At 73.4% G+C, this 22,732-nt stretch carries 24 protein-coding genes; 12 read left to right on the top strand and 12 right to left on the bottom strand.

The window, feature by feature from the left end:
- Positions 1–54: 54 nt before the first annotated feature.
- Positions 55–648 carry a pentapeptide repeat-containing protein gene (locus ACLQ27_RS16985; RefSeq protein ID WP_234581531.1) on the bottom strand — a complete coding sequence of 198 codons (594 nt, stop codon included), beginning with the start codon at positions 646–648 and terminating at the stop codon, positions 55–57.
- Positions 649–742: 94 nt separating this feature from the next.
- Between ACLQ27_RS16985 and ACLQ27_RS16990 the strand changes: the two genes are divergently transcribed.
- A complete protein-coding gene (locus ACLQ27_RS16990) occupies positions 743–1,975 on the top strand; it encodes a serine hydrolase domain-containing protein (RefSeq protein ID WP_425867556.1) in 1,233 nt (410 codons plus the stop codon).
- 53 nt (positions 1,976–2,028) lie between these two features.
- Positions 2,029–2,670 carry an NAD(P)-dependent oxidoreductase gene (locus tag ACLQ27_RS16995; protein WP_234581533.1) on the top strand — a complete coding sequence of 214 codons (642 nt, stop codon included), beginning with the start codon at positions 2,029–2,031 and terminating at the stop codon, positions 2,668–2,670.
- A 216-nt stretch (positions 2,671–2,886) separates the two neighbouring features.
- Here ACLQ27_RS16995 and ACLQ27_RS17000 read toward each other — a convergent pair whose 3' ends face one another.
- Positions 2,887–3,351: a PPOX class F420-dependent oxidoreductase gene (locus tag ACLQ27_RS17000; protein WP_357493953.1), complete on the bottom strand. Its 465-nt coding sequence runs from the start codon at positions 3,349–3,351 to the stop codon at positions 2,887–2,889.
- Positions 3,352–3,430: 79 nt separating this feature from the next.
- Positions 3,431–4,069: a DUF6642 family protein gene (locus tag ACLQ27_RS17005; RefSeq protein WP_234581535.1), complete on the bottom strand. Its 639-nt coding sequence runs from the start codon at positions 4,067–4,069 to the stop codon at positions 3,431–3,433.
- A 305-nt stretch (positions 4,070–4,374) separates the two neighbouring features.
- Here ACLQ27_RS17005 and ACLQ27_RS17010 point away from each other — a divergent pair, with 305 nt between their 5' ends.
- A complete protein-coding gene (locus ACLQ27_RS17010; RefSeq protein ID WP_234581536.1) occupies positions 4,375–5,163 on the top strand; it encodes a D-Ala-D-Ala carboxypeptidase family metallohydrolase in 789 nt (262 codons plus the stop codon).
- A gap of 100 nt (positions 5,164–5,263) precedes the next feature.
- On the opposite strand, the gene ACLQ27_RS17015 is transcribed toward ACLQ27_RS17010, so the two are convergent.
- The 3 genes from ACLQ27_RS17015 to ACLQ27_RS17025 all read right to left on the bottom strand — a co-directional run bounded on the left by ACLQ27_RS17015 (position 5,264) and on the right by ACLQ27_RS17025 (position 7,842).
- Complete coding sequence (locus ACLQ27_RS17015; RefSeq protein WP_425867559.1) at positions 5,264–5,755, bottom strand: hypothetical protein; 492 nt, start codon at positions 5,753–5,755, stop codon at positions 5,264–5,266.
- Between the two features lie 126 nt (positions 5,756–5,881).
- Positions 5,882–6,604, bottom strand: a complete 723-nt coding sequence (locus ACLQ27_RS17020) for a response regulator (RefSeq protein WP_425867872.1) — start codon at positions 6,602–6,604, stop codon at positions 5,882–5,884.
- Complete coding sequence (locus ACLQ27_RS17025; protein WP_357573214.1) at positions 6,583–7,842, bottom strand: sensor histidine kinase; 1,260 nt, start codon at positions 7,840–7,842, stop codon at positions 6,583–6,585. Before ACLQ27_RS17025 ends, ACLQ27_RS17020 begins: the two co-directional genes overlap by 22 nt.
- A 132-nt stretch (positions 7,843–7,974) precedes the next feature.
- Between ACLQ27_RS17025 and ACLQ27_RS17030 the strand changes: the two genes are divergently transcribed.
- The 4 genes from ACLQ27_RS17030 to ACLQ27_RS17045 are packed head-to-tail and all read left to right on the top strand — an operon-like array spanning position 7,975 to position 11,000.
- Positions 7,975–8,871, top strand: a complete 897-nt coding sequence (locus tag ACLQ27_RS17030; protein WP_357493946.1) for an ABC transporter ATP-binding protein — start codon at positions 7,975–7,977, stop codon at positions 8,869–8,871.
- Positions 8,868–9,665: an ABC transporter permease gene (locus tag ACLQ27_RS17035; RefSeq protein ID WP_425867561.1), complete on the top strand. Its 798-nt coding sequence runs from the start codon at positions 8,868–8,870 to the stop codon at positions 9,663–9,665. Before ACLQ27_RS17030 ends, ACLQ27_RS17035 begins: the two co-directional genes overlap by 4 nt.
- A gap of 2 nt (positions 9,666–9,667) precedes the next feature.
- Entirely contained in the window at positions 9,668–10,405 is a 738-nt protein-coding gene (locus tag ACLQ27_RS17040; protein WP_425867563.1) for a YqeB family protein, read from the top strand.
- Positions 10,406–10,436: 31 nt separating this feature from the next.
- The gene (locus ACLQ27_RS17045; protein ID WP_357493940.1) at positions 10,437–11,000 is read left to right on the top strand and encodes an SOUL family heme-binding protein; all 564 of its coding nucleotides are present in this window, start codon (positions 10,437–10,439) and stop codon (positions 10,998–11,000) included.
- On the opposite strand, the gene ACLQ27_RS17050 is transcribed toward ACLQ27_RS17045, so the two are convergent.
- From ACLQ27_RS17050 to ACLQ27_RS17060, 3 genes are read right to left on the bottom strand one after another with little or no spacing between them, the layout of a single operon-like run.
- Positions 11,001–11,981, bottom strand: a complete 981-nt coding sequence (locus ACLQ27_RS17050; RefSeq protein ID WP_425867564.1) for a hypothetical protein — start codon at positions 11,979–11,981, stop codon at positions 11,001–11,003.
- Between the two features lie 42 nt (positions 11,982–12,023).
- Positions 12,024–14,453 (bottom strand): FtsX-like permease family protein, encoded by a 2,430-nt coding sequence (locus tag ACLQ27_RS17055; RefSeq protein WP_425867566.1) that lies wholly within the window; start codon positions 14,451–14,453, stop codon positions 12,024–12,026.
- Positions 14,447–15,199 carry an ABC transporter ATP-binding protein gene (locus tag ACLQ27_RS17060; protein ID WP_357493934.1) on the bottom strand — a complete coding sequence of 251 codons (753 nt, stop codon included), beginning with the start codon at positions 15,197–15,199 and terminating at the stop codon, positions 14,447–14,449. Before ACLQ27_RS17060 ends, ACLQ27_RS17055 begins: the two co-directional genes overlap by 7 nt.
- Positions 15,200–15,368: 169 nt before the next feature.
- On the opposite strand from ACLQ27_RS17060, the gene ACLQ27_RS17065 reads away from it, so the two are divergent.
- Genes ACLQ27_RS17065 through ACLQ27_RS17075 form a run of 3 tightly spaced genes read left to right on the top strand, consistent with a single transcriptional unit; the run spans position 15,369 to position 17,760 of the window.
- Positions 15,369–16,526, top strand: a complete 1,158-nt coding sequence (locus tag ACLQ27_RS17065; protein WP_357493932.1) for a sensor histidine kinase — start codon at positions 15,369–15,371, stop codon at positions 16,524–16,526.
- The gene (locus ACLQ27_RS17070) at positions 16,523–17,191 is read left to right on the top strand and encodes a response regulator (protein WP_234581547.1); all 669 of its coding nucleotides are present in this window, start codon (positions 16,523–16,525) and stop codon (positions 17,189–17,191) included. The genes ACLQ27_RS17065 and ACLQ27_RS17070 overlap by 4 nt, the downstream gene beginning before the upstream one ends.
- Before the next feature lie 29 nt (positions 17,192–17,220).
- Entirely contained in the window at positions 17,221–17,760 is a 540-nt protein-coding gene (locus ACLQ27_RS17075) for a DUF1697 domain-containing protein (protein WP_357493930.1), read from the top strand.
- Positions 17,761–17,792: 32 nt separating this feature from the next.
- On the opposite strand, the gene ACLQ27_RS17080 is transcribed toward ACLQ27_RS17075, so the two are convergent.
- Together ACLQ27_RS17080 and ACLQ27_RS17085 are read right to left on the bottom strand one after the other, a co-directional pair.
- Positions 17,793–18,770, bottom strand: a complete 978-nt coding sequence (locus ACLQ27_RS17080) for an MBL fold metallo-hydrolase (RefSeq protein WP_357573218.1) — start codon at positions 18,768–18,770, stop codon at positions 17,793–17,795.
- Positions 18,771–18,923: 153 nt separating this feature from the next.
- Positions 18,924–19,838 (bottom strand): serine hydrolase, encoded by a 915-nt coding sequence (locus ACLQ27_RS17085; RefSeq protein ID WP_357493926.1) that lies wholly within the window; start codon positions 19,836–19,838, stop codon positions 18,924–18,926.
- A gap of 51 nt (positions 19,839–19,889) precedes the next feature.
- On the opposite strand from ACLQ27_RS17085, the gene ACLQ27_RS17090 reads away from it, so the two are divergent.
- On the top strand, positions 19,890–20,849 hold the full coding sequence (locus tag ACLQ27_RS17090; protein ID WP_357573219.1) for a LysR family transcriptional regulator: 960 nt from the start codon (positions 19,890–19,892) through the stop codon (positions 20,847–20,849).
- A 97-nt stretch (positions 20,850–20,946) separates the two neighbouring features.
- Positions 20,947–21,798: an aldo/keto reductase gene (locus ACLQ27_RS17095; RefSeq protein ID WP_425867570.1), complete on the top strand. Its 852-nt coding sequence runs from the start codon at positions 20,947–20,949 to the stop codon at positions 21,796–21,798.
- A 63-nt stretch (positions 21,799–21,861) separates the two neighbouring features.
- Here the strand turns inward: ACLQ27_RS17095 and ACLQ27_RS17100 are convergent, their stop codons facing one another.
- Positions 21,862–22,704 (bottom strand): helix-turn-helix transcriptional regulator, encoded by an 843-nt coding sequence (locus tag ACLQ27_RS17100; protein ID WP_357573221.1) that lies wholly within the window; start codon positions 22,702–22,704, stop codon positions 21,862–21,864.
- Between the last annotated feature and the right edge of the window lie 28 nt (positions 22,705–22,732).

Consider the following 22,732-nt stretch of genomic DNA (forward strand, 5'->3'; position numbering starts at 1 on the left):
ACGGTATGGGACAGCCGGCGATCCCGCGGTCGATCGACCGGGAGCTACCCCGGGTCAGCCGATCCGGAAGCCGAGCGCCTGCGCGATGACGAGGGCCTGCTCGGCGTCCACGATGGCACCGGCCCGTTCGACGGACGTCGGATCCAGCGCCGTGAGGTCGCTGCGCCGCAGGTCGGCGCCGCCGAGACGGCAGTTGTGCAGCTGCGCCCCGGAGAGGTCGACCCCGGTCACCGTGGCACCGGTCAGGTTGGCCCCGGTGAGGTCGGCCTCGCGCATCCGTACGCCGCTCAGCCAGGCGGCGCGCAGGTCCGCCCCGGGCAGCGCGACGAACGACCAGTCGCCGCCGTCGACCCGCAACGGACGAAGCTCGCACTGGACGAAGCTGCTCCCGACCAGCTTGCAGCCGGTGAACTCGGCCTCGAAGAAGTTGCAGCGCCGAAAGACGCAGCGGGTGAACGCCGAGTCGAGATGTCGGGAAGCGTTGAACTGCACGTTGCCGAACGTGCAGCCGGTGAAGACCGCCCCCCGGGTGACCGCCTCGGTCAGGTCCACGTCGAAGAACTCGCACGCCACGAACTGGCGGTCGGTCAGCTCCTCGGCGTACCAGTCCTCGTGGCGGAAGGTCTTGTCCTCGGTCAACTCCGGCATCCGGCCAGGCTAGTGCCGCCCACCGACGCCCCGGAACGGCCCGGTGGGGGCAGCCCCTTCCGGTGGCGGAGTACCGGCGAGTAGGTTCGGCGACGTGAGTGTGGCGCGGAGCAAGGACCCCGATCAGATCGGCTTCGACCCGGCGCGGCTGTCGCGGATCGACGAGCACTTCGGCGGGTACGTCGACGACGGCCGGTTGGCGGGCTGGCAGGTGGTGGTCACCCGGCGCGGCGAGGTGGCGCACTCCTCGACGTACGGCCTGCGGGATCGGGAGTCGGGCGCCCCGGTCGAAGCGGACACGCTCTGGCGGATCTATTCGATGACCAAGCCCGTCACCTCGGTCGCGGCCATGATGCTGTGGGAGGAGGGCCGCTTCGAGCTGACCGACGAGATCAGCCGCTGGCTGCCCGAGTTCGCCGACGTGCGGGTCTACTCGAAGGGCTCGGCCCTCAAGCCGTACACCGTGCCGGCGACCGAGCCGATCCGGGTCTGGCACCTGCTCACCCACACCGCCGGCCTGACGTACGGCTTCATGCAGACCTCGGTGGTCGACGGGATCTACCGGGCGGCCGGCTACGACCTGTACCCGCCGGCGGACGTCGACCTGGCGGGCGCCTGCGCGGCCTTCGGCGAGCTGCCCCTGCTCTTTGAGCCCGGCACGGCCTGGGGCTACTCGGTCGCCACGGACGTGCTCGGTCGGCTGGTCGAGGTCGTCTCGGGGCAGAGCCTGGACGCCTTCTTCGCCGACCGGATCTTCAGCCCGCTGGGGATGACCGACACCCGCTGGTGGGTCGAGGGCGACGAGGCCGAGCGGCTGGCCGCGCTCTACGCACCGGATCCGCGGAGCGGGCGGGCGGTCCGCTACGACCGGCTCGGCACGCTCGCGCACCACAAGCCCGGCCTGCTCTCCGGCGGCGGTGGCCTGATCTCCAGCGCCGCCGACTACCACCGGTTCACGCAGATGCTGCTGCGCGGCGGGGAGCTGGACGGCGTACGCCTGCTCGGGCCGCGCACGGTGCGTTTCATGACCCGTAACCACCTACCCGGCGGGCAGGATCTGGGCACCCTGTCCACCGGCGGCTTCGCCGAGACCACCCTCGACGGGATCGGCTTCGGCCTCGGCTTCGCGGTGGTCGAGGACCCGGTCCCGAGCCGGGTGCCGAGCAGCGTCGGCGAGTACTACTGGGGTGGGGTCGCCAGCACGGCGTTCTGGGTCGACCCGGCCGAGGAGATCACCGCGCTGCTGTTCACCCAGCTCATGCCGTCGAGCACGTACCCGCTGCGCTCCCAGCTGCGCCAGCTCGTCTACGCCGCTCTCGTCGACTGACCGGGATCGGCGTTCCGCCGACGGGCGGGCGGCCCGGTCCCTAGCCTGGGCTGGTGAGCACCATCGTCGTGTTTGGCGCGGGCGGCACCGCCGGGTCGCGGGTCACCGCCGAGGCGGCCGACCGTGGGCACCGGGTGATCGCCGCCGTCCGCCGCCCGGAGGCCACCTCGTACCTGCCGGCCGGGGTACGGACGGTCACCGGCGACGCCACCAGCGAGCGCAGTGTCCGGGAGCTGGCGCCGGAGGCGGACGCGCTGGTGGTGGCGATCGGCGGCGGCGAGCGCGGGCTGTGGCGCAGCGCCGCGGAGAACCTGGTGACCACGCTGCGGTCGATGCCGGCCGCACCCCGGATCATCCACCTGGGCGGCGGGTCGACGCTGCTCACGCCGCGTGGCACCCGCATCCTCGACGAGCCGGACTTCCCGGAGCAGTATCGGGACGCGGCGCTGGGCCAGGCCGACGCCCTGGACTACTACCGCACCGCCGCCGACGGGGTGAGCTGGACCTACGTCTCCCCGCCGCCGTTGGAGTTCCACCCCGGCGACCGCACCGGGCACTACCGCACCGGCACCGACGAACCGGTCACCGACGACCAGGGCCGGTCGGTGCTCACCTACGAGGACCTGGCGGTCGCGATCGTCGACGAGATCGAGCAGCCCCGGTACGTCAACACGCGCTTCACCGCCGCGTACTGACCGCCGGTCGAGGCCGAGGAACCTACCTCCCCTTCGCGTCCTGTCGAGCTGCCCCAGCTGTGGGGCAACCAACCGCAGAGGACAGCGCGCAGCCCGCCCCATATCTGGGGCAGCTCGACAGGACGCCAACCCACCCGGCGGGTGCGGGCGCGCTCGGAGGTTCGGACGCCGCCGGACCTGGGGTAGCGGTCGCCGCCGCCTACCGGGAAGGCGCGGTCAGTCGGCGAGGCGGGCCGGGAAGCCGCCGGTGGCAATCGGGCCCCAGGCGTCGATGGTGACCCGGATCAGCGACTTGCCCTGGCGCACCATGGCCGCCCGGTAGTCGTCCCAGTCCGGGTGCTCGCCGGAGATGCTGCGGAAGTACTCGACCAGCGGCTCCAGCGCCTCGGGCAGGTCCAGCACCTCGGCGGTGCCGTCGAGCTGCACCCAGGGGCCGTTCCAGTCGTCGGACAGCACGCAGGCCGAGACCCGGGGGTCACGGCGGATGTTGGTGACCTTCGCCCGCTCGGGGTAGGTGGACACGACGAGCCGACCCTGGCCGTCGATGCCGGCGGAGACCGGGGAGGACTGCGGGCGGCCGTCGGCCCGGGTGGTCATCAGCACGACACGGTGCCGAGGCCGGAGGAAGTCGAGCAGGGCGTCCCGGTCGACCCGGGTGTTCTTCGCGATGCTGGGCGCCATCACTCAGTCCTACCAGGGCGGCCACGAACCAGCGGCGGCAGGGCGGCGGGTCAGCAGGGCGGGTCGGCGGGTCGGCGGGTCAGCGGGGGCCGGTGGCGGCGCGGGGCACGGCCTGGGTGGGCACGCGGGGCCGGCCGGCCGGGCGCCAGGCCCGGCCGTTGGCATAGATCACCCGAAAGCCGAGGTACGAGGCCAGCGGTGCCCAGTGCGCGGAGCCCATCCGCAGTTCGGCGGCGTTGTGCCGCTGCCCGTTGGCCAGCACGTCGAGCAGGACGGTTTCGAAGGCCGCCGATTCGACCCAGTCGACGTCCCGGGTGAAACCGCAGATCAGGGCGGCCCCGGTGACCTCCAGGAACTCGCGCAGCACCGCGTCCGACGCGCGCAGGACCGAACAGCTGCCGAAATAGAGCCGGCGCCCCTCGCAGCGGCCGGCCATCAGCTCGGCCACCTCGTTCAGCTCCACCGACTGCCAGTCGGTGAGGCAGAGCCGGCTGGGCTCGCCGTGCATGGCGAAGAAGCCGACACGGTGGTCGGCGTACTGCTTGAGCAGCCAGCGGTCCAGGAAGTAGAACAGCTCGTCGCGGGTGGCCGCGTCCTTGTGGATGAAGCGGATCTTGCCCAGCCGCTCCAGCAGTTCGAGGGTGGGCAGCACGGAACCGCGTTCGTTGAGGTCGCGGTGCCACTGACCCTCGACACAGAAGACGCCACCGCGTGCCACGTGCACCTCCGCCAGTCCGCCGCCCGGGGCTGACGTTACCGGCCCCCGCCGGGCGAGGAACATCACCCTGGGTGTGGCCGAATGCGACGTTCGGTGCAGTTCTTGCGCCACCGGGCCGATCCGGGGGAAATGGCTGTTTCGCAAATCAGTCGAATTCACAGCCGATGCCCAGGAACAACGAATCGTGAGGACAATTCTCGTTAATTGCCGCCTAGCGCACCGATCAGTGCGAGGGTGGAAATCACGGGACGTCCCGGTCGATGTCCCGAAGCAACCCCATTCGCTCTCCTATCGGGAGGACTTCTGTGCGCGTAAACACCTTGAAGCGAGTTGCTGTCGCTTTCGCCCTGGCACTGCCCGGGGCAGCGATCGCGTCGGTGGTCGCCGCGCCGGCAGCGTACGCGGACGGCTGCTACACCTGGAACCGCAACCTCTACCAGGGGCGCTCCGGCGACGACGTCCGTCAGCTGCAGATCCGGGTCGCCGGCTGGGCCGGCTACCGGGACATCGTCGAGAACGACGGTCGCTACGGACCGAAGACCGCCGCCGCGGTCAAGCGGTTCCAGCAGGCGTACGGACTGCGCGCCGACGGCGTCGCGGGACCGCAGACCTACGCGAAGCTGTACCAGCTCCAGGACAACGACTGCACGCCCGCGCACTTCACCTACAGCGAGTTGGACAACGGCTGCGGCGGCAGCGGCTGGAGCGGCGGCCCCCTGTCGGCGAACCAGACGAAGCAGAACGCGCTGCGCACCATGTGGAAATTGGAGGCGCTGCGCAAGAGCCTCGGCGACAAGCCGCTGAACGTGTCGAGTGGCTTCCGCAGTCGCGCCTGCAACAACCAGGTCGGTGGCGCCTCGGACAGCCAGCACCTGTACGGCAACGCCGCCGACGTCACCTCGCGGACGTCCTCGCTGTGCCGGGTGGCCAAGGACGCCCGTGACAACGGCTTCAGCGGGATCTACGGGCCGGGCTACCCCGACCACGACGACCACGTGCACGTCGACTCGCGGCGCGAGAACAACAGCGACCACAGCTCGAACACGACGAGCTGGTCCGCGCCGGACTGCGGCGTCGGCGCCGGTAACGACTGAACGAACCGGCCGGTGTGACGTCGGCCCGGCGCGGATGGGGAATCTCCGCGTCGGGCCGACGTCGTGTCGCCCCGGACAGGGCGGGCGGGGGTGGCGCCGCTCAGCTGGCCCGGGGCCAGCGCGGCGCGGTGACACCGGGAGTCACCGGCCGGCCGGCAGAGGCCTGTCGTACCCCCGCAGGGGTGACGCGCGCGGCCTGGTGTCGCGCCGGGAGCCCGGCGCGGCCGGGAGCCGGCGCCGGATAGCCGGCGGTCGCCGCCGGCCGGGCGCCGGTGGGACGCGCGGACGACGGCCCGGTCGCGGTGAACGGGAAGGGCACGTGCACGAAGGGGTTGCCGTGCTGGATCAACGCCTCGATCTGGCGCTCGTTGAGCCCGTGTGTCTCAAGAACCCGACGCCCCCACCGGTGCAGTCGGCACGGGTAGGAGGCGCCGTCGTTGCGACACAACGGCCCGGTCGGCCACTCCTCGGCGGTGTGCACGACCACCGCCCGGACCGCGAGCCGGACATCCTCGGGTGTCAGGTGTGCCGGCAGCGGCACCTCACCCAGCACCTGGTCGATGGGATCCGTCGACTGCTCACCAACACGCACGGCAGGCCTCCCGCAGTTCGGCAGCGGTACGGCGGACCCACCGCACCGACATCCTCGGGCAGTGGTACGGCCGGCATCGGACGAAAGTTCAATCCCCCGCCCCCTAACCGTCCCCCTAACGCGCGCTCAGACGAGGTCCGCGTCGTGCACCAGCAGGGCCACCTGGACCCGGTTGTTGAGATCGAGCCGGGTGAGCAGCCGGGAGACGTACGCCTTCACCGTCGCCACGCTCATGAACAACTCCCCCGCGATCTCCGCGTTGGTGCGGCCCCGCCCCAGCGCCACCGCCACCTGACGCTCCCGCTCGCTGAGCCCGTCGAGCAGCCGCAGCGCCCGCTCGCGACGCGGATCCGGGCCGGCCAGACCCGGGGCGGCGGCGGTCACGTGGTCGATCAGCGTGCGGGTCACCGTCGGGGAGAGCGTCGCCTCCCCCGCGGCCACCCGGCGTACCGCGTGCACGATGTCCGCCGGAGGGGTGTCCTTGAGCAGGAAACCGGCCGCGCCGGCGCGCAGCGCCCGCAGCACCTGCTCGTCGGCGTCGAAGGTGGTCAGCACCAGCACCTCCGGCGGGTTCGGTCGCGCGCGCAGCGCCTCGGTGGCGGTGAGCCCGTCCACCCGGGGCATCCGGATGTCCATCAGGACCACGTCCGGCGCGTACGCGGCGACCGCCGCCGGAACCTCGCCGCCGTCGGCAGCCTCACCCACCACCCGCAGGTCCGCCAGGCCGCCGAGGATCATCGAGAGGCCCGCCCGGACCAGCGCGTCGTCGTCCACGATCAGCACCCGCACCGGCGCGGTGGCCTCCCCGGCCCCGCCGGACGGCCCGGTCACGCCGGCCACGGCAGCCAGGCGGCCAGCCGGAAGTCGCCGGCCTCGTCCCGCCCGTGCGCCAACCGGCCTCCGGCCAGGGTGACCCGCTCGGTGATGCCGACCAGCCCGGTGCCGGCGCCCGGCAGTTCGCCCCCGGCCGGCGTGCCCAGCGGCCACCGGTTGGAGATCGCCACGGTCAGCCCGGTGCCCGGGCCACCGGCCACGTCCACGGTGACGGCCGCACCGGCCGCGTGCTTGCGGGCGTTGGTCAGGCCCTCCTGCACGATCCGGTACGCCGCCCGCCCCAGCGCCGCCGGCACGGCCCCGGGCGCGACGACGCTGTCGGTGAGGTTCACCCGCACCCCGGCCGCGCGCGACTCCTCGATCAGGGCGGGCAGGTCGGCGAGGGTGGGCTGCGGCGGCTCGGGGGCGTCGCCGGTGTTGTCGCCGTCGGCGCGGAGCACACCGATGACCTCCCGCAGGTCCTGCAGGGCGGCGTGTGCGCTGCCCCGGATCACCCCGGCGGCCCGGGCGACCTCGTCGGCCGGCGCGTCGGGGCGGAACTCCAACGCGCCCGCGTGCAGGCTCAGCAGCGAGATCCGGTGGGCCAGCACGTCGTGCATCTCCCGGGCGATGCGGGTGCGTTCGAGGTGTCGGGCCTGGGCGACCCGCAACTGCTGCTCGGCCTCGGCCCGCTCGGCCCGCTCCCGCAGCGACACGATCAACTGTCGCCGGGCCCGGACGAACATCCCCCAGGCCAGCACGGCGATCGTGATCACCACGCCCCACGACACGGTGGCCCAGTACGGCCAGTTCGGGTCCGGACGCGCCCAACTGAAGATCAGGTTGGTGACGAGACCGGCACCGGTGAACGCGATCGCGACGGCGGTGCGGCGGTGCACCACGACGGTGAAGTACAGAATCAGCAGCGGGACGGCCGCGGCCAACGAGAACGCGCTCAACGGCAGGGTGGCCACCGCCAACCCGAGCGGCCACCGCCGCCGCACCCACAGCAGCCCGCAGGAGGCCAGCCCGAGCAGCGCGTCCACACCGACCATCCAGTCGTGCGGCAGCGGAATCGCCGTCTCCGGGGAGGGCGACAGGGCGTCCACGGTGGCGAACAACACCCAGAGCAGCCCGGCCAGGAACGCGAGGCTGTCCACGATCCAGTCACGGGTGGTGCGGCGCGGATGTGCCCGGTCACGTTCGCGTTCGCCCGGCACGACCAGCTCCCCTGGCAGCAGCCAGGGGTGTTCCGGGACGGCGAGGCTGGTCACGCGCCCATGCTAGGCAGCAACGGGCACCGGCAACCAGCTACCAAAGTATCGACCGGAGCGTCGACCAAGGTCGGTGCGACACCGACCCGCGGCCGCAGCGGATGGCCGGGGGGCGCGGGCACGCTCGTCGGCATGATCACCGTGGAGAACCTCACCAAGCGATACGGGCCACACCCGGCGGTGGACGACGTGTCGTTCCAGTGCGAACCGGGCACGGTCACCGGCTTCCTCGGCCCCAACGGCGCCGGCAAGTCGACCACCATGCGGATGATCTGCGGCCTCACCGCGCCGACGGCCGGCCGGGCCACCGTCTCGGGGCGCCCCTACCGGGACCTGCCCAACCCGGGGCGGGAGGTCGGGGTGCTGCTGGACGCCTCCGCCCAGCACGCCGGGCGCACTGGCCGCGAGGCGTTGACGCTGTCCGCGTACACCATGGGTCTGGACAAGCGCGAGGTCGCCGCGAAGCTCGACCTGGTCGGGTTGAACGCGGTGGCCGCGAAGCGTCGGGTCCGGGCGTACTCGCTGGGGATGCGCCAGCGGCTCGGCCTGGCGCAGGCGCTGCTCGGTGACCCCCGGGTGTTGATCCTCGACGAGCCGGCCAACGGCCTGGACCCGGAGGGGATCTTCTGGATGCGCGGCCTGCTGCGCGACTTCGCCGACCGGGGCGGCACCGTGCTGCTCTCCTCCCACCTGCTGCGCGAGGTGGAGGCGGTCGCGGACCGGCTGGTGGTGATCGGGGGCGGCCGGATCGTGGCCCAGGGCGACAAGAACGACCTGCTCGCCGGGGGCGGCTCGCTCGTGCGGGCCCGCGACGGCGCGGCGTTGCGCCGGGCACTGGACACGGCGGGCCTCAGCGCCACCGACGGCACCGACGGTCTGCTCGTGCAGGCCGACGCCGAGACGGTCGGCCAGGCCGCCGCGGACGCGGGCGTCGCGCTGGCCGAGCTGCGCCCGGCCGGCAGCGGTGGCCTCGAACAACTCTTCCTCACCCTCACCGCCGGCGAGTCCACCAAGGAGGCCGTCCGATGACCACCACCACCGCGCCCGCCGCCGGGCCCGTCGCGCCCCGGCAGCACACGGCGGTACGCCGTCCGTCGCTGCTCCGGCTCACCGCCGTGGAACTGCGCAAGCTCGTCGACACCCGGGCCGGCCGTTGGCTGCTGATCACCATCGGCCTGGTCACCGCCGCGATCGTCACCCTCCAGCTGATCTACGCGAAGGACGCCGACCAGACCTTCCTCGACTTCTTCGGCCCCTCGCTGCTGCCGGTGTCGGTGCTGCTGCCGGTGCTGGGCATCCTGTCGATCACCAGCGAGTGGTCGCAACGCACCGCCCTCACCACGTACGCCCTGGTGCCCCGCCGCGAGCGGGTGATCGGCGCGAAGCTGATCGCCGTCGTGCTCACCGCGCTCGCCTCGGTGCTGGCCAGCCTGGCCGTCGCCGCCGTCGGCACGCTCGTGGCGTCCGCCACCGGCGGCGCGGGCACCTGGCAGTTCGACTGGTCGCTGCTGCTGAACGCGGCGATCCTTCAGGTCGCCAGCGTGCTGATGGGTGCGGCCTTCGGTCTGTTGCTGCTCAATCCGCCGTTGGCGATCGTCGGTTATCTGCTGCTGCCCACCCTGTGGGCGGTGCTCGGCGAGATGGTCCGACCCCTGCGCGGCCCATCCGGCTGGCTGGACACCAACCGGACCATGGAACCGCTGTTCAGCGGCGACGCGCTCACCGGTGGGCAGTGGGGCCGTCTGGCGGTGTCCCTGCTCGTCTGGATGGTCCTGCCCCTGGCCGTCGGCCTGGTCCGGACGCTGCGCCGCGAGGTGTCCTGACCATGGACCTGGCCGGTCACCGTCCGCGCACCACCGTCAGCGACGGCCCGCTGGAACTGGCGGTCCTCTGGGGTGGTTTCCCGCTGCTCGGCGCGGGCGCCGGATGGCTCCTCGCGGCGACGACAGGCTGGCTCGCCCGGCTGCCCTGGGTGCCGTTCAGCGACCTCGTCGAGTGGCTGGACCGGCTGCCCCAGCCGCAGGCCACCGCCGGCACAATCGCCGTGGGCACCCTCGCCGGCCTGGTCCTCGCCGGGATCGGCACCGCCGAACGACTGATCGTCAGCGTCGACGCGGCGCAGGTCCGGCTGCGCCGCGCCGATGAGAACCGGACCGTCGCACGGGCCGACACCCGGGTCGTCTTCCTCGCCGACAAGCACCTGGTGCTGCTCGACGCCGACGGGGCGGAACTGGTGCGGGAGTCGACGGACCTGCCCGCCGCCCGGCTCGCCGCCGCGTTCCGGGCGCACGGCTGGGCCTGGGCGGACGACGATCCCCACCGGTCGGCGTACCGGCTGTGGGTGCCCGACCTGCCCGGTCTGCCCGCCGGCGCGGACGTGCTGCTGCGCGCGAGGGAGCGCGCGATCGAGCGGGACCGCCGCGACGACGCCCGGGAGCTGCGACGGGAGCTGGGACGACTCGGGGTGGTGCTGCGCGACGAGGGCAAACGCCAGTACTGGCGGACCGCCGTCCCCGGTGCGGGACAACCGACTTCGGCCGAGCAGGAGCCGAAGGGACGGTAGCGTCTGTCCCAGGAGATCCTGGGAGCGCGCGATGACCGAGCAGCAGCCGTACCGGGTGGTGTCCCGACACCCCGGCTTCGAGCTGCGCCGCTACCCGGCTCACCTGGTGGCCGAGATGCAGATCCAGGCGTCGTTCACCCGGGCCCCGATCGAGGCGTTCCGGCCGCTGGCCGCCTACCTCGGCGGCGCCAACCGGGCCCGACACCCGATCGGCTCGGCCGGGCCGCCGATGTCGGCGGCCGGCGACTCGGAGAAGATCGCCATGACCGTGCCGGTGGTCCAGATCGAGGGCGAGCGGCCGGGGGCTTACCTGATCCAGTTCGTCATGCCGGCCACCTTCACCACCGCCACCCTGCCCGAGCCGGTGGACACCCGGGTGCGCGTCCACGAGGTCCCGGCACGCCTGGCGGCGGCCATGCGGTTCTCCGGGCGGTGGACCGAGCAGGCGTTCAGTCAGCGGGCCACCATGCTCGGACGGTCGGTGACCGCGGCCGGGCTGCAACCGACAGGCGCGATCCGGTACGCGCGCTTCGACCCGCCGTGGAAGCCGTGGTTCCTGCGCCGCAACGAGGTCGTGCTGCCCGTCGTGGAGTAGCTAGCGGCGACGGTTGTCGACCGTCGGCCAGGCCAGCAGCAGCCCCATTCCCAGCCCGGCGAGCAGCCCGGCCAGCGAGAGCAGCAGGTCCGAGTCGGCGGAGTTGATCGGGCTGTTGCCGGCCAGCGCGGTGAACGTCGCGCCGACCGGGAGCAGCACCATCATGGCGACGGCCGCGACCAGCAGCATCGGCACCGGGCCCACCAGCGCGGCGAGACCGGCGAGCGCGTGCTGCCGCCAGACCGGTCGACCGCCCGGCCAGTCCCACGCCAGCAGGGTGACGCCGGTGAGCAGCACCGCGCCGAGCGCGATCATCGGCAGGATGCGCGGGCCGGGCGGGACCGCCCGGACCAGCGCGACACCGCCGATGGCGACCGCGCCGAGCCCGACGGCCAGCAGGCGGCGGCCCCGGGTGCGGGCCGGTGCCGCCGCCAGGGCGACGACGACGGTCAGGGCGACCAGGAGCACGCCGGTGGCGAAGGCCGCCGGCGTCAGCTCCGGCTCCCGGTCGGTAGGTGACTCGATGCCGGCCGCCACCACCGCCAGCACCCCGGCCACGCAGGCCGCGCCGGTCAACACCCGCCGGTCGGTGGTGGGGGGCCGGCCCCGATCCCGCCACACCAGGACGGCCGCCAGTACGCCGAGCACCGCCGCACCGTAGACGGCGAGCAGGACCGTCGACCCCGTGCCGGCCGGGTCCGCCCGGTCGATCGCCACGTCGGCCGCGATCCAGAGCCCACCGAGCACGACCGCCGGAGCGCCCCACCGGAGCTGCCCCCGGCCCGCCAGCAGCAACCCGAGCACGATCGCGACGATCGCCACGAACCGCAGATCCCGTGCCCAGTAGGCGTTGTTGCCCGGCAGCCGCTCCGACCACGGGCCGATCGGCTCGGTCAACGGTTGCCACACCGCCATGCCGACCGCCCAGATCAGCACGGCGGCGGCAGCCAGGAGCAGCCCGACCGGGCGCGCGAATCGCATCCGTCGACGGTAGCCGCCCGATCGCCGTCACGGGGGCCGCGGTCATCCGACGAGGCCGACCGGCGACCGCGCGGGACGGTGCCGCATCATCCGCCACGTCGGCAACGCGCTCGCCAGCGCCGCGAGCAGCAGGCACAGCCCCACCACACCGGCGACCACCGACCACGGCACCACCAGGTCGACGGGGGCACCCACCTGGTCGGCGAGACCGGCGCGGATGCTCAGCAGACCGACGAACGCGACAGCCCCACCCAGCAGCGCGCCGATCAGGACCACCACTGCCGACTCGGCCGTGACCAGCCAGAGGACCTGCCGTCGGGTCGCCCCGGCCAACCGGATCAGCCGCAGGTCGGCGGCGCGGCCGGCAGCGGCCAGCAGCAGCGTGTTGGCCACCGCGATGGCGCCGTAGCCGGCGGACACCCCGATGAGCAGCAACGTGAAGAGCCAGACGAGACGGTCCTCGGCGGCGTCCGCCTCGGCCGCCCAGGTGGCGACGTCGACGACCCGCGCGCCGGCCGGAGGGTCGATCCGGTCCGGGGCGTACACAGTGGACGTGAGCGCCGACGGGTCGTGCGTACGCACCACGGCCCGGGGCACGAGCAGGTCGCCGGGGATCGAGGTGTCGCTGACCACGGCGACGACGCGCAGCGACACCGACGTCCCGTCCGCGAAGACCACCGCGTACGCCTCGGACGGCCGCAGGTTCGCCGCTTCGGTGACCACCACCGTGTCGTCACCGCGCAGGTCGTCGAGCGAGCCGGCGACGACGGTCAGCGCCCGGTTCGCGGCGGCGAAGCCGGCCGGCTCCACGCCGAGCGCGGTCAGCGGCCGGTCCGCCGGCAATTTTCCGGGATCGGTGCGGTAGACGGTGGTCGGCAGGAGGGCGGTGCCACCTGTCGCGGCGACGGCCCGGTCCGACAGTCCGGGTGCCCGGTCGGGCACCATGATCCAGCCGGCGTTGACGTTGTCGGCCCGACCAGCCGCGTAGGCGGCGGTGGTGGTGCGCACCATCCCGGACACCAGCACCGCGAACGCGACGGTGAGCAGCACCGGCGCGGCGATGGCGGCGGTCCGCCGGGTCGCGGTCAACGCCCCGCCCCGGACCAGCATTCCGATCGCGCCTCCGGGCCCACGCAGCGGCGACCGCAGCAGCCGTACGACCGGCCCGACCACCGCCGGGGCGAGCACTGTGGCACCGGCCACCAGCGCCATCACCGCGTACAGGGCGTACTGCGCGGCGATCCGGGCCTCGTCGGCGGTCGCCGTTGCGACACTGAGGGCGAGCCCCGCCGCGACGAGGAGCGCCCCGACGGCGACGCGAACCCGCCCGATCGGGCGCTGTTCCACAGCGGCCTCGCGCAACGCCTCCAGCGGGCGGACCCGCGCCGCTCGGCGGGACGCCGACCAGACGGCCAGCAGCGCGATCACCGGCCCGGCGGCGAACGAGACCGCGACCGGCCAGAGTTCATAGCGGACCCGGAAGGTCGACGGTTCGTAGCCGACGTCGACGAGCAGCCGACCCAGCAGCGGGGCGAGCGCCGCGCCGACCAGCAGGCCGACGAGCCCGGCTGCGGCGCCGACGGCGAGCGCCTCCGCGTACACCATGCGGCGGACCTGACGTCCGGTCGCGCCGACGGCGCGCAGCAGGCCCAGCTCGCGGCGGCGCTGCGCGATGGTGAACGCGAAGGTGGAGGCGACCACGAACACCGTGACGAAGCCGGCGAGGGCCGCCGTGGCGGTGAGCACCTGCATGCCGATCCACCGGGTACGGGCGTCGCCCCGCGGTTCCAGCGCACCACGGGCGGCACCGGTGAGCACCTGTCCGTCGCCGCCGACGACTCCGCGCGCCGCCGTGGCGACCCGCTCGGGGTCGGCTCCCGGCGCGAGCATCAGCCCGATGGCCCGGACACCGGGCGCGAGCGCGGCGGCGACCTCGTCCGCGACAAGGACGCCGGGCCCGTCGACCAGACCGGTGACGGTGTACGCCTCCGGACCGGCGGCGGTCAGCAGGGTGACCGGTGCGCCGGTCCGCAGCCCGAGCGCGCGGTCGACGACGACCTCGCCGGGTCTGCGGGGCGGCTCGCCGGCCGTGCGGCGCAGCCCACCGAGCTGGGCGCTGGACCAGCCGTGCCCCTGGTGGGCGTCCTCCCGTCGGGTGTCGGCGGCCACGGGCCGACCGTCGACGAGGGGCTGGGCGTAGAAGGTCCGGTCCGGCACCACGGTGGCGACACCGGGCAGCGCTGCCAGCCGGCCGACGAGTCCCGCGGTCGCCGTGGCGGACCAGGGCCGGGTCGGCACGAAGGCGTCGGCCGACGCGCCCGCCTCGGGGCTCTGCACCACGACCGCCGCCCGCGCCAACCGGTCCGGCACCTGCGGACGCCCGGAGGCGAGGAGGAGGGTGGCCGCCGCGACGAGCGCGACCCCGATGGCGACGGCCACGAACGCGCTGGTCGACCGCCGGACGCTCAGCACGACGACTCCGCCGGAACGGTTTCCCGCTCGGCGATCCGGGCGGCGACGGCAGCGGCGGTGATCGGGCCGGTCAGCTCGTCGACGACGCGACCGTCGGCGAGCAGGAGGACCCGATCGGCGTACGCGGCGGCGGCGGGATCGTGGGTCACCATCACCACTGTCTGCCCGTGGTCGTCGACGAGCGCGCGCAGCAGCCGGAGCACCTGCCGGGACGCCGAGCTGTCCAGCGCCCCGGTCGGCTCGTCGGCGAACACCACGGCCGGACGGGTGATCAACGCGCGGGCCACGGCGACGCGCTGCTGCTCCCCGCCGGACAGCTCACTCGGCCGGTGCCCGGCCCGGTCGGCGAGTCCGACCGCGTCGAGGGCGGCGGCGACGTCCGCGGCCGGCGGGCGGCGGCGGGCCAGGCGCGACGGCAGCTCGACGTTCTGCGCGGCGGTCAACGTGGACACCAGGTTGAACGCCTGGAACACGAAACCGATCCGGTCGCGCCGCAGCCGGGTCAGCTCGTCCTCGCCGAGGTCGTCGAGGCGGACGCCGTCGATCGTGACGACCCCCTCGGTCGGGCGGTCCAGCCCCGCCGCGCAGTGCAGCAGGGTGGACTTTCCCGAGCCCGAGGGGCCCATCACCGCAGTGAACGTGCCGCCCGCGAAGCTGGTGGTCACGCCGTCGAGCGCCGTCACCCGCCGGTCTCCGGTGCCGTACACCGTCCGCAGCCCCGTCAGGGTCACCGTGTCTGTGGTCATGACCGTCACGGTGCCGAACACGGGGGGTGCGGCGCGTCGTGCCGGGGCGGGCACTTTCCGGCCCTCCCCTGGGCGGAGTCGACGGCGCGCGAACCTCCGCGGGTCGTCCTCGGGGATGACCACCCACGGGTGGACGCGGCCGGGCCGCCCCGCCGATACGGTCTGACAGGTGACAGCTCTCCTGCTGACCCGGCGGCTGCGGCCGGTGGACCTGTACATCGTGGACGCCGTGCTCGCCGTGGCGGTCGGTGGGCTGCTCTGCCCGTACGCGGCGCTGGAGTCGCCGCTGCACGGGGGCGTGGACGAACCGCTCTGGGTGTCGGTGCTCGTCGGGATGGCCATCGGGCTGCCGCTGGCCGCCCGGCGACGGTGGCCGATCCCCGTCGCCGTGGCGATCAGCGCGGTCACCACCGTCGCCCTGATCACTGGCGTGATCCCCAACTTCGCCGCCGCCGCGCCGGCAGTGGCCATCAGCCTGTCCTTCTACACGGTGGCCGTGTCGACCACCACGCGCCGGTCGCTGCTCTGCGCCGCCGGTTGTCTCGCTCTGGTGAGCGTCGCCCTGGTGCTGACCGCGGGTGACCTCTGGTCGCGGACCGGGGCGGTCGTCTACGCCACGGTCATGGTCGCGCCGGCCTGGGTGATCGGTTGGCTGATCCGGGAGCGACGCGCCCTCGCCACCCGGCAGAGCGACCAGCTGGTCCGTCAGGCCGCCACCGAGGAGCGGTTGCGGGTGGCGCGCGAGCTGCACGACGTGGTCGCGCACACGCTGAGCCTCATCGTGGTAAAGGCTGCCGTCGCCAACCACGTCGCCGAGGCCGACCCCCGCGAGGCGGGCGCCGCGCTCCGGGTCATCGAGGAGACCGGCCGCACCGCGCTGACCGATGTGCGTCGCGTGCTCGGCGTCCTGCGCGCGGACAGCCCGTACGCACCGACGCCCGGGCTGGACGAGTTGCCGGTCCTCGCCCGGCAGGCGGCGATCGGCGGCGTCGACGTGCGGCTCGACGTGCGGCGGGAGGAGCCGGTCGGCGCGGTGCCGGAGTCGGTGGGCCTCGCGGTGTACCGGATCGTGCAGGAGGCGGTGACGAACGTGGTGAAACACGCGGCGCCGGCGGCGTGCCGGGCCACGGTTACCGTTCTGCCCGACGAGGTGCGGGTGGAGGTGACCGACGACGGCCAGCGTCCGGTCCTGCTCGGCGGGGAGGGGCACGGGTTGATCGGGATGCGGGAACGGGTGGCGTTGCACGGCGGGGAGTTCCGCGCCGGCCCACGCTCCGACGGTGGCTTCGCGGTGACGGCCAGCCTGCCCTACCGGGTGGCCGCGTGATCCGCGTCCTGATCGCCGACGACCAGGCGCTGCTGCGCGGCAGTTTCCGGCTGCTTGTCGACCTCAGCCCGGACTGCACCACTGTCGGCGAGGCGGGCACCGGCGTGCAGGCCGTCGCGTTGACCGGGCAGCACCTGCCGGACGTGGTGCTGATGGACGTTCGGATGCCGGAGATGGACGGCATCGAGGCGACCCGGCGGATCTGCGCCGACCCGGCGACGGCCGGCACCCGGGTCATCATCCTGACCACGTTCGACCTCGACGAGTACGTCTACGGCGCGCTGCGCGCCGGAGCCAGCGGGTTCCTGCTCAAGGACACCCCACCGGCGGACCTGCTGACCGGGATCCGGGTGGTCGCCGCCGGGGAGGGGCTGCTCGCGCCGACGGTGACCCGCCGACTGATCGACGAGTTCGCCCGCCAGCCGGAGCCGACCCGGCCGCTGCCCCGACAGCTCGACGGGGTGACCGACCGGGAACGGGAGGTGCTGGCGCTGATCGCCCGGGGCCTGTCCAACGCGGAGTTGGCCGCGCACCTCAACCTCAGCCAGGCCACCGTCAAGACACACGTCGGGCGGCTGCTGACCAAGCTGGCGGTCCGTGACCGGGCGCAACTGGTCATCGTCGCGTACGAGACGGGCCTGGTGGGGCCGGGCGGCCTACGCTGAGCCGGTCGGCCGTGCACCCAGGAGGAGACATGACCCGGTACGTCGCGCTGCTGCGCGGAGTCAACGTCGGCACCACCCGCCTGGCGATGGCCGACCTGCGCCGGATCGTCACCGACCTCGGGCACGAGGCGGTCGAGACGTACCTCCAGAGCGGCAACGTGGCCTTCGGCAGCACCGTGCGCGACGCGGAGAAGTTGGCCGCCGGCATCGAGCGGGCGCTCGCCGACGAACTGGGGCTGACCGTGCCGGTGCTGGTCCGCAGCGGCCGGGAGTTGGCGGCGGTGGCGGGTGGCAACCCGTACGCCGAGGTCGAGGACGATCCGAAGCTCCTGCTGGTGGCGTTCCTGGCGACCCCTCCGGCGAAGGCAGTGGTGGACGCGCTCGCCGTGCCCGGCGGTGAGAACGTATCGTTCACGGTGACCGGCCGGGAGGTCTACCTGCACTTCCCCGACGGTGGTTACGGCCGGACGAAGTTCACCAACGCCTACCTGGAGAAGAAGCTCGGCGTGGTGGCGACCACCCGTAACTGGAAGTCGGTGCGCGCCCTGGCGGAGATGGCCGCCGGCTGACCGGGCGGGCGCGGACGCCCGCCCGGAACCGGTCAGAAGTGGTACGCGGTCTCGTACTCGGGCACCAGCACCCGGCTGCGCGGCGAGATCCGACGCACCGCCGCGATCATGTCGTTGAGTCGGTCCCGGTCGGCCGGCGCGACGACCGGCGGATTCTGCAACGGCGTCTCGAAGTTGTCCCAGTGCACCGGCACGACGACCTTCGGGTAGTCCAGACCGGCCAGCAGCCGGGGCAGGTAGTCGCCGGTGGTGGTGGCGCTCTGCATGGCCACCATCGCCACGTCCGGCGCCAGGCCGGTGAGGTTGCGCTCGGCGACGTCGCTGGCTCCGGTGAAGTAGACCGACGGGCCGCGTTCGACCCGCAGCAGGTAGCCCAGCGTGTCGCCCTCCGGGAGGTCGGCGATGGTCGCCGGCTGCGCCGGCTGGCTCACCCGCACCCCGGGGAAGGCCACGGAGTACGACGCGTTGCGGCTGTGCAGCGAGCCGACCACCTCGATGCTGTGGTCGCCGAAGTCGAGCACCTCCCCGCCCTTGACGGCGCTGAGCTTCGTCGACGGCACCCCGTAGGCCAACCCCAGGTGGTACGCGGTGAGCGTGCCGAACACCCGCGCGCCGGTACGCCCGGCGATGTACGGGACGTCCATGAAGTGGTCCCAGTGGGTGTGCGTGACCAGGATGGTCGTGGCCCGGTCGACGCGCGGATCGATCACGTCGGTGCGCACGGTCAACGGGGCGTCGGTCCGGAACGGGGGGTTGAACAGCCCGGTGTCGATCCGGCTGAGGAACGGGTCGACCAGGACGATCCGGTCGGCGATGTCGATGCGCCAGCCGGCCGTACCCCACCAGCGGAAGCTGACCGCGCCGGTGCGGCCTCTGGCGGGCGTCGGCGCGACGGCCGGCGGCGCGGCCTGGGCCGGGGTGGCCGAGGTGGCGGCGAGACCGCCGGCCGAGACCAGGGCGGTGGTGGCGGCGGCGTCGCGCAGGAAGCGTCGACGGTCGAGGTTGGACATGCGGATCTACTCCCCGTGCTCGGGTGATCGGTCAGCACGAGCCAACCAGCGCCACCGCGCCCCGGTCCAAGATCGAACGCCTTCAGCTCCGATACGTCACCGCATATCGTGCCTGCTCAGCGGTCCCCCTTCGGCGCTCGGACGCCCGGAAACTCACTCGCCGCGCAGCGCCTCGACTGCCGTCCGGGCGGCAGTTCCCATCGCCAGGTCCACGTCGATCCGGCGCGGGGTCAGCTCGTCGGCGCGGGCGAAGACGGCGATGGCGTACCGGCCGCCGTCGGGGTATTCGGCGACACCGGCCTCCAGGTGCAGGCCGGGCAGGGTGCCGGTCTTGCCGGCGACCCGGACGCCGGGCGGGAAGCCGGCGGCCAGCCGGGTCCAGAAGAGCTGCCGGGCCATCCAGGTGCGGACCATCGCGCAGGCCGCCGCCGGGCCGGCCTGGTCGCGCCAGATCAGGGTGAGCAGCCGGGTGATCTCCCGGGCGGTGCTGCTGGTGGTGTGCGCGGGGTCGAAGACCCGCATGGCCTGGACCCGCTCCGCCGGCAGGGTCGGGAAGATCCGCGCGAACTCCGCCTCGGTCCGCGCCCCCACGTCGGCGAGCATCATCTCGACCAGTTCCCGAGGACCGCCGAGAACGCGGGTGCGGGTGAGGCCCAGCTCGGCGGCGAGCATCGGCAGCAGGTCCGGGCCGACCCGGCGCAGCAGCAGGTCGGCGGCCGTGTTGTCGCTCACCGACATGGCGAAGTACGCGAGGTCGCGCAGCGACACCTCGGCGTCGTCGACGCAGCCGGCCAGCCCCCACCCGCCGAGCCGGTCGGCGGCGGTGACCAGGACCCGTTCGGTGGGGTCGAGCTGGCCGGCGTCGACCTGCCGGGCGAACTCCAGCACCAGCAGGATCTTGAAGATCGACGCGATCACCACCTGCTCGTCGGCACGCACCCCGACCTGCCGGTCCATTCCGGCCGGGTCGACGGCGTCGACGTCCACCGCGTCCAAGTCGACGGCGTGCAGGCTGGCCGTCACCCCGACGCCCGCGAAGATGGCCTCGATCCGCTCCCCCACATCCACCCGGGCACGGTATCCAGTGGCGGTGGTCCGCCGCTGGCGTAGGGTCCGGCCGTGGACCTGCTCCGGCACCTGCGGCACTTCGTGGTGGTCGCCCACGAGCTGCACTTCGGGCGGGCGGCCGAACTGCTCGGAATGGCCCAGCCGCCGTTGAGCCAGTCGATCCAGCGCCTCGAACGGGAGCTGGAGGTCGAGCTGTTCGACCGCTCCCGCCGCCAGGTGCGGCTCACCACCGCCGGCGGTCTGCTGCTCGCCGAGGCGGAGGAACTCCTCGCCGGCGAGGGCCGGCTGCGCAACCTCATGGGGCAGGTCCGCGCGGGCGAGCTGGGCATCCTGCGGGCCGGAGTGCCGCCGGAGACCCCCGCGGTGACGCTGCGCGCGCTGCTCGACCAGCTCACCGGCCGAGCGCCCGGCCTGGACGTGGAGCTGCACGAGCTGACCACCGCCGAGCAGGTGCGGATGCTCACCGAGCGGCGGTTGGACGTGGGGCTCGTGCACCATCCGGTCGAGGCGGACGGGCTGCGCTTCGGGGCCCCGGTGGACGTACCACTGGGGGTACTGCTGCCGCGGACGTCGCCGCTGGCCCGCGGCCGGGAGGTGCCGCTCGCGGCGCTCGCCGGCCTCGACCTGGTGGCCGCGCCCCGGGCCACCGCGCCGGGCTGGCACGACCACCTGCTCGCGGTGTGCCGGCGGCACGGGTGGCGGCCGGCGCGGGTGCGGCCGGCGCGCAATCCGGAGTTCCTGTTCGGGCTGGTGCTGGCCGGCGGTGGGGTGGCCGTGGAGCCGGCGGCGCTGGCACGCCGGGAACCCCGGATCGCGTGGCGGCCGATCGCCGACGCCTCGCTGACGAAACGCACCTCGGCGGTCTGGCCGCAACGGTCGGCGCATCCGGCGGCCCCGATGGTCGGGCAGATCGCCGCCGAGGTGCTGGCCGTCGCCGAGCCGGCGCCGCCCACGCCGCCCTCGGTGCCGGCGGCGCGACCCTGGCCGGTGTTGTTCGACACGACCGGGTGAACCGGCCCGACGTTGCGCTCGTCACCTCGCGTTGGACGGTGGATCGTCCACCCGCCCGGGTATGGATGACGGATAACGAAGACGCGAAGGAGCCGCAGTGGCACTCACGATTCCTGACATCAGCCTGAACGACGGCACCACCATCCCGCAGCTCGGCTTCGGGGTGTTCCAGATCGAGCCGAAGGACACCGTTGCGGCGGTGACCACGGCCCTGGAGACGGGCTACCGGCACATCGACACCGCCGAGATGTACGGCAACGAGGCCGAGGTCGGCGAGGCGATCCGCGTGTCCGGCCTCGACCGGGGTGACGTCTACGTGACCAGCAAGCTGAACAACGGCTTCCACCGCCCGGACGACGCCCGCAAGGCGTTCGACTCGACGCTTGCCGCGTTGAAGATGGACTACATCGACCTGTTCCTGATCCACTGGCCGCTGCCGACGCTGTACGACGGCGACTACGTCTCGACCTGGAAGGTGCTGGAGGAGTTCCAGCGCGACGGTCGGGCCCGCTCGATCGGCGTGTCGAACTTCCAGGTGGCGCACCTGCGGCGACTGGCCGACGAGGCGGGCGTGGTGCCGGCGGTCAACCAGATCGAGGCGCACCCCTACTTCGGCAACGACGAGGTGCGCGCCTACGGCCGCGAGCACAACATCCTCACCGAGGCGTGGTCGCCGATCGCGCAGGGCAAGGTGCTCGACGACCCGACGGTCGTCGACATCGCCGAGCAGCTCGGCCGCACCCCGGCGCAGGTGGTGCTGCGGTGGCACGTGCAGCGCGGCGACATCATCTTCCCGAAGTCGACCACGCCGAAGCGGATCGAGGAGAACACCCGCATCTTCGACTTCGAGCTGGACGACACGGCGATGGAGCGGATCACGGCACTGGACAAGGGTGAGGCCGGGCGGCAGGGCCCGAACCCGGACACCTTCGCCTACGTACCCCGCTGACGCTCGAATGACGGCGCTGCCGCTCGGTCATCTGACCGGGCGGCAGCGCTCGTTCTCGCACGTTCACGAGCCGACGCGCTCGGCGAGCCGGCGGAACACCGCCTGGGTCGGCGAGCCGGGCTCGGGAACGTAGACGATCAACCGCTGCTCGGTCTCCGGCACCAGCAGCACCCGGCACTCGAACTCCAGCGGCCCCAGCTCGGGGTGCGCCACCCGCTTCACGATGGGACGACGTTCCTCGACGTCGTGCTCGGCCCACAGGCGAGCGAAGTGCGGCGAGGTGCCGAGCAGTTCGGTGACCAGCTCCCGGATCGCCGGGTCCGCCGGATAGCGGCCGTAGGCGGCCCGCAGATCCGCCACCGTGCTGTGCACGAACCGGCGTACGTCGGCATCGGCCCAGTGGGCGTCGGTCATCGGCTGCTGGAACGTCCAGCGGATCATGTTGCGCCGGGCGTCGGGCACGGTCGCGAGATCGCCCACGAAGTGCGTGGCCAGACGGTTCCAGGCCAGCACGTGGTAGGCGGCGTCGACGAGGTACGCGGGGGCTTCGGTCATCGCGTCGAGCAGGTGCCGCAGCCCGGGGCTCACCTCCCGGCTCGGGCCCACTGTCGCGGGCGGATGCTCACCGGCGATCCGGAACAGATACTCGCGCTCGTCGCGGCTCAGCAGCAGCGCCCGGGCCATCGCGGCGAGCACCTGCCGGGACGGGTGCGGCCCACGGCCCTGCTCCAGGCGGATGTAGTAGTCGATCGACATCCCGGCGAGTTGGGCGACCTCCTGTCGACGCAGCCCGGGGGTGCGCCGACGTGTCCCGTCGGGAAGGCCGACCTCGGCGGGGCTCAGGCGGGCGCGGCGGGTGCGCAGGAACGCCGCCAGTTCGTCACGTCGCAGGCCGCTGCTCGTCATCCCCCCAGCATGCCCCGGACGGAGTCGG

This window comes from Micromonospora sp. DT63, assembly GCF_049841615.1.
Classification (GTDB): Bacteria; Actinomycetota; Actinomycetes; order Mycobacteriales; family Micromonosporaceae; genus Micromonospora.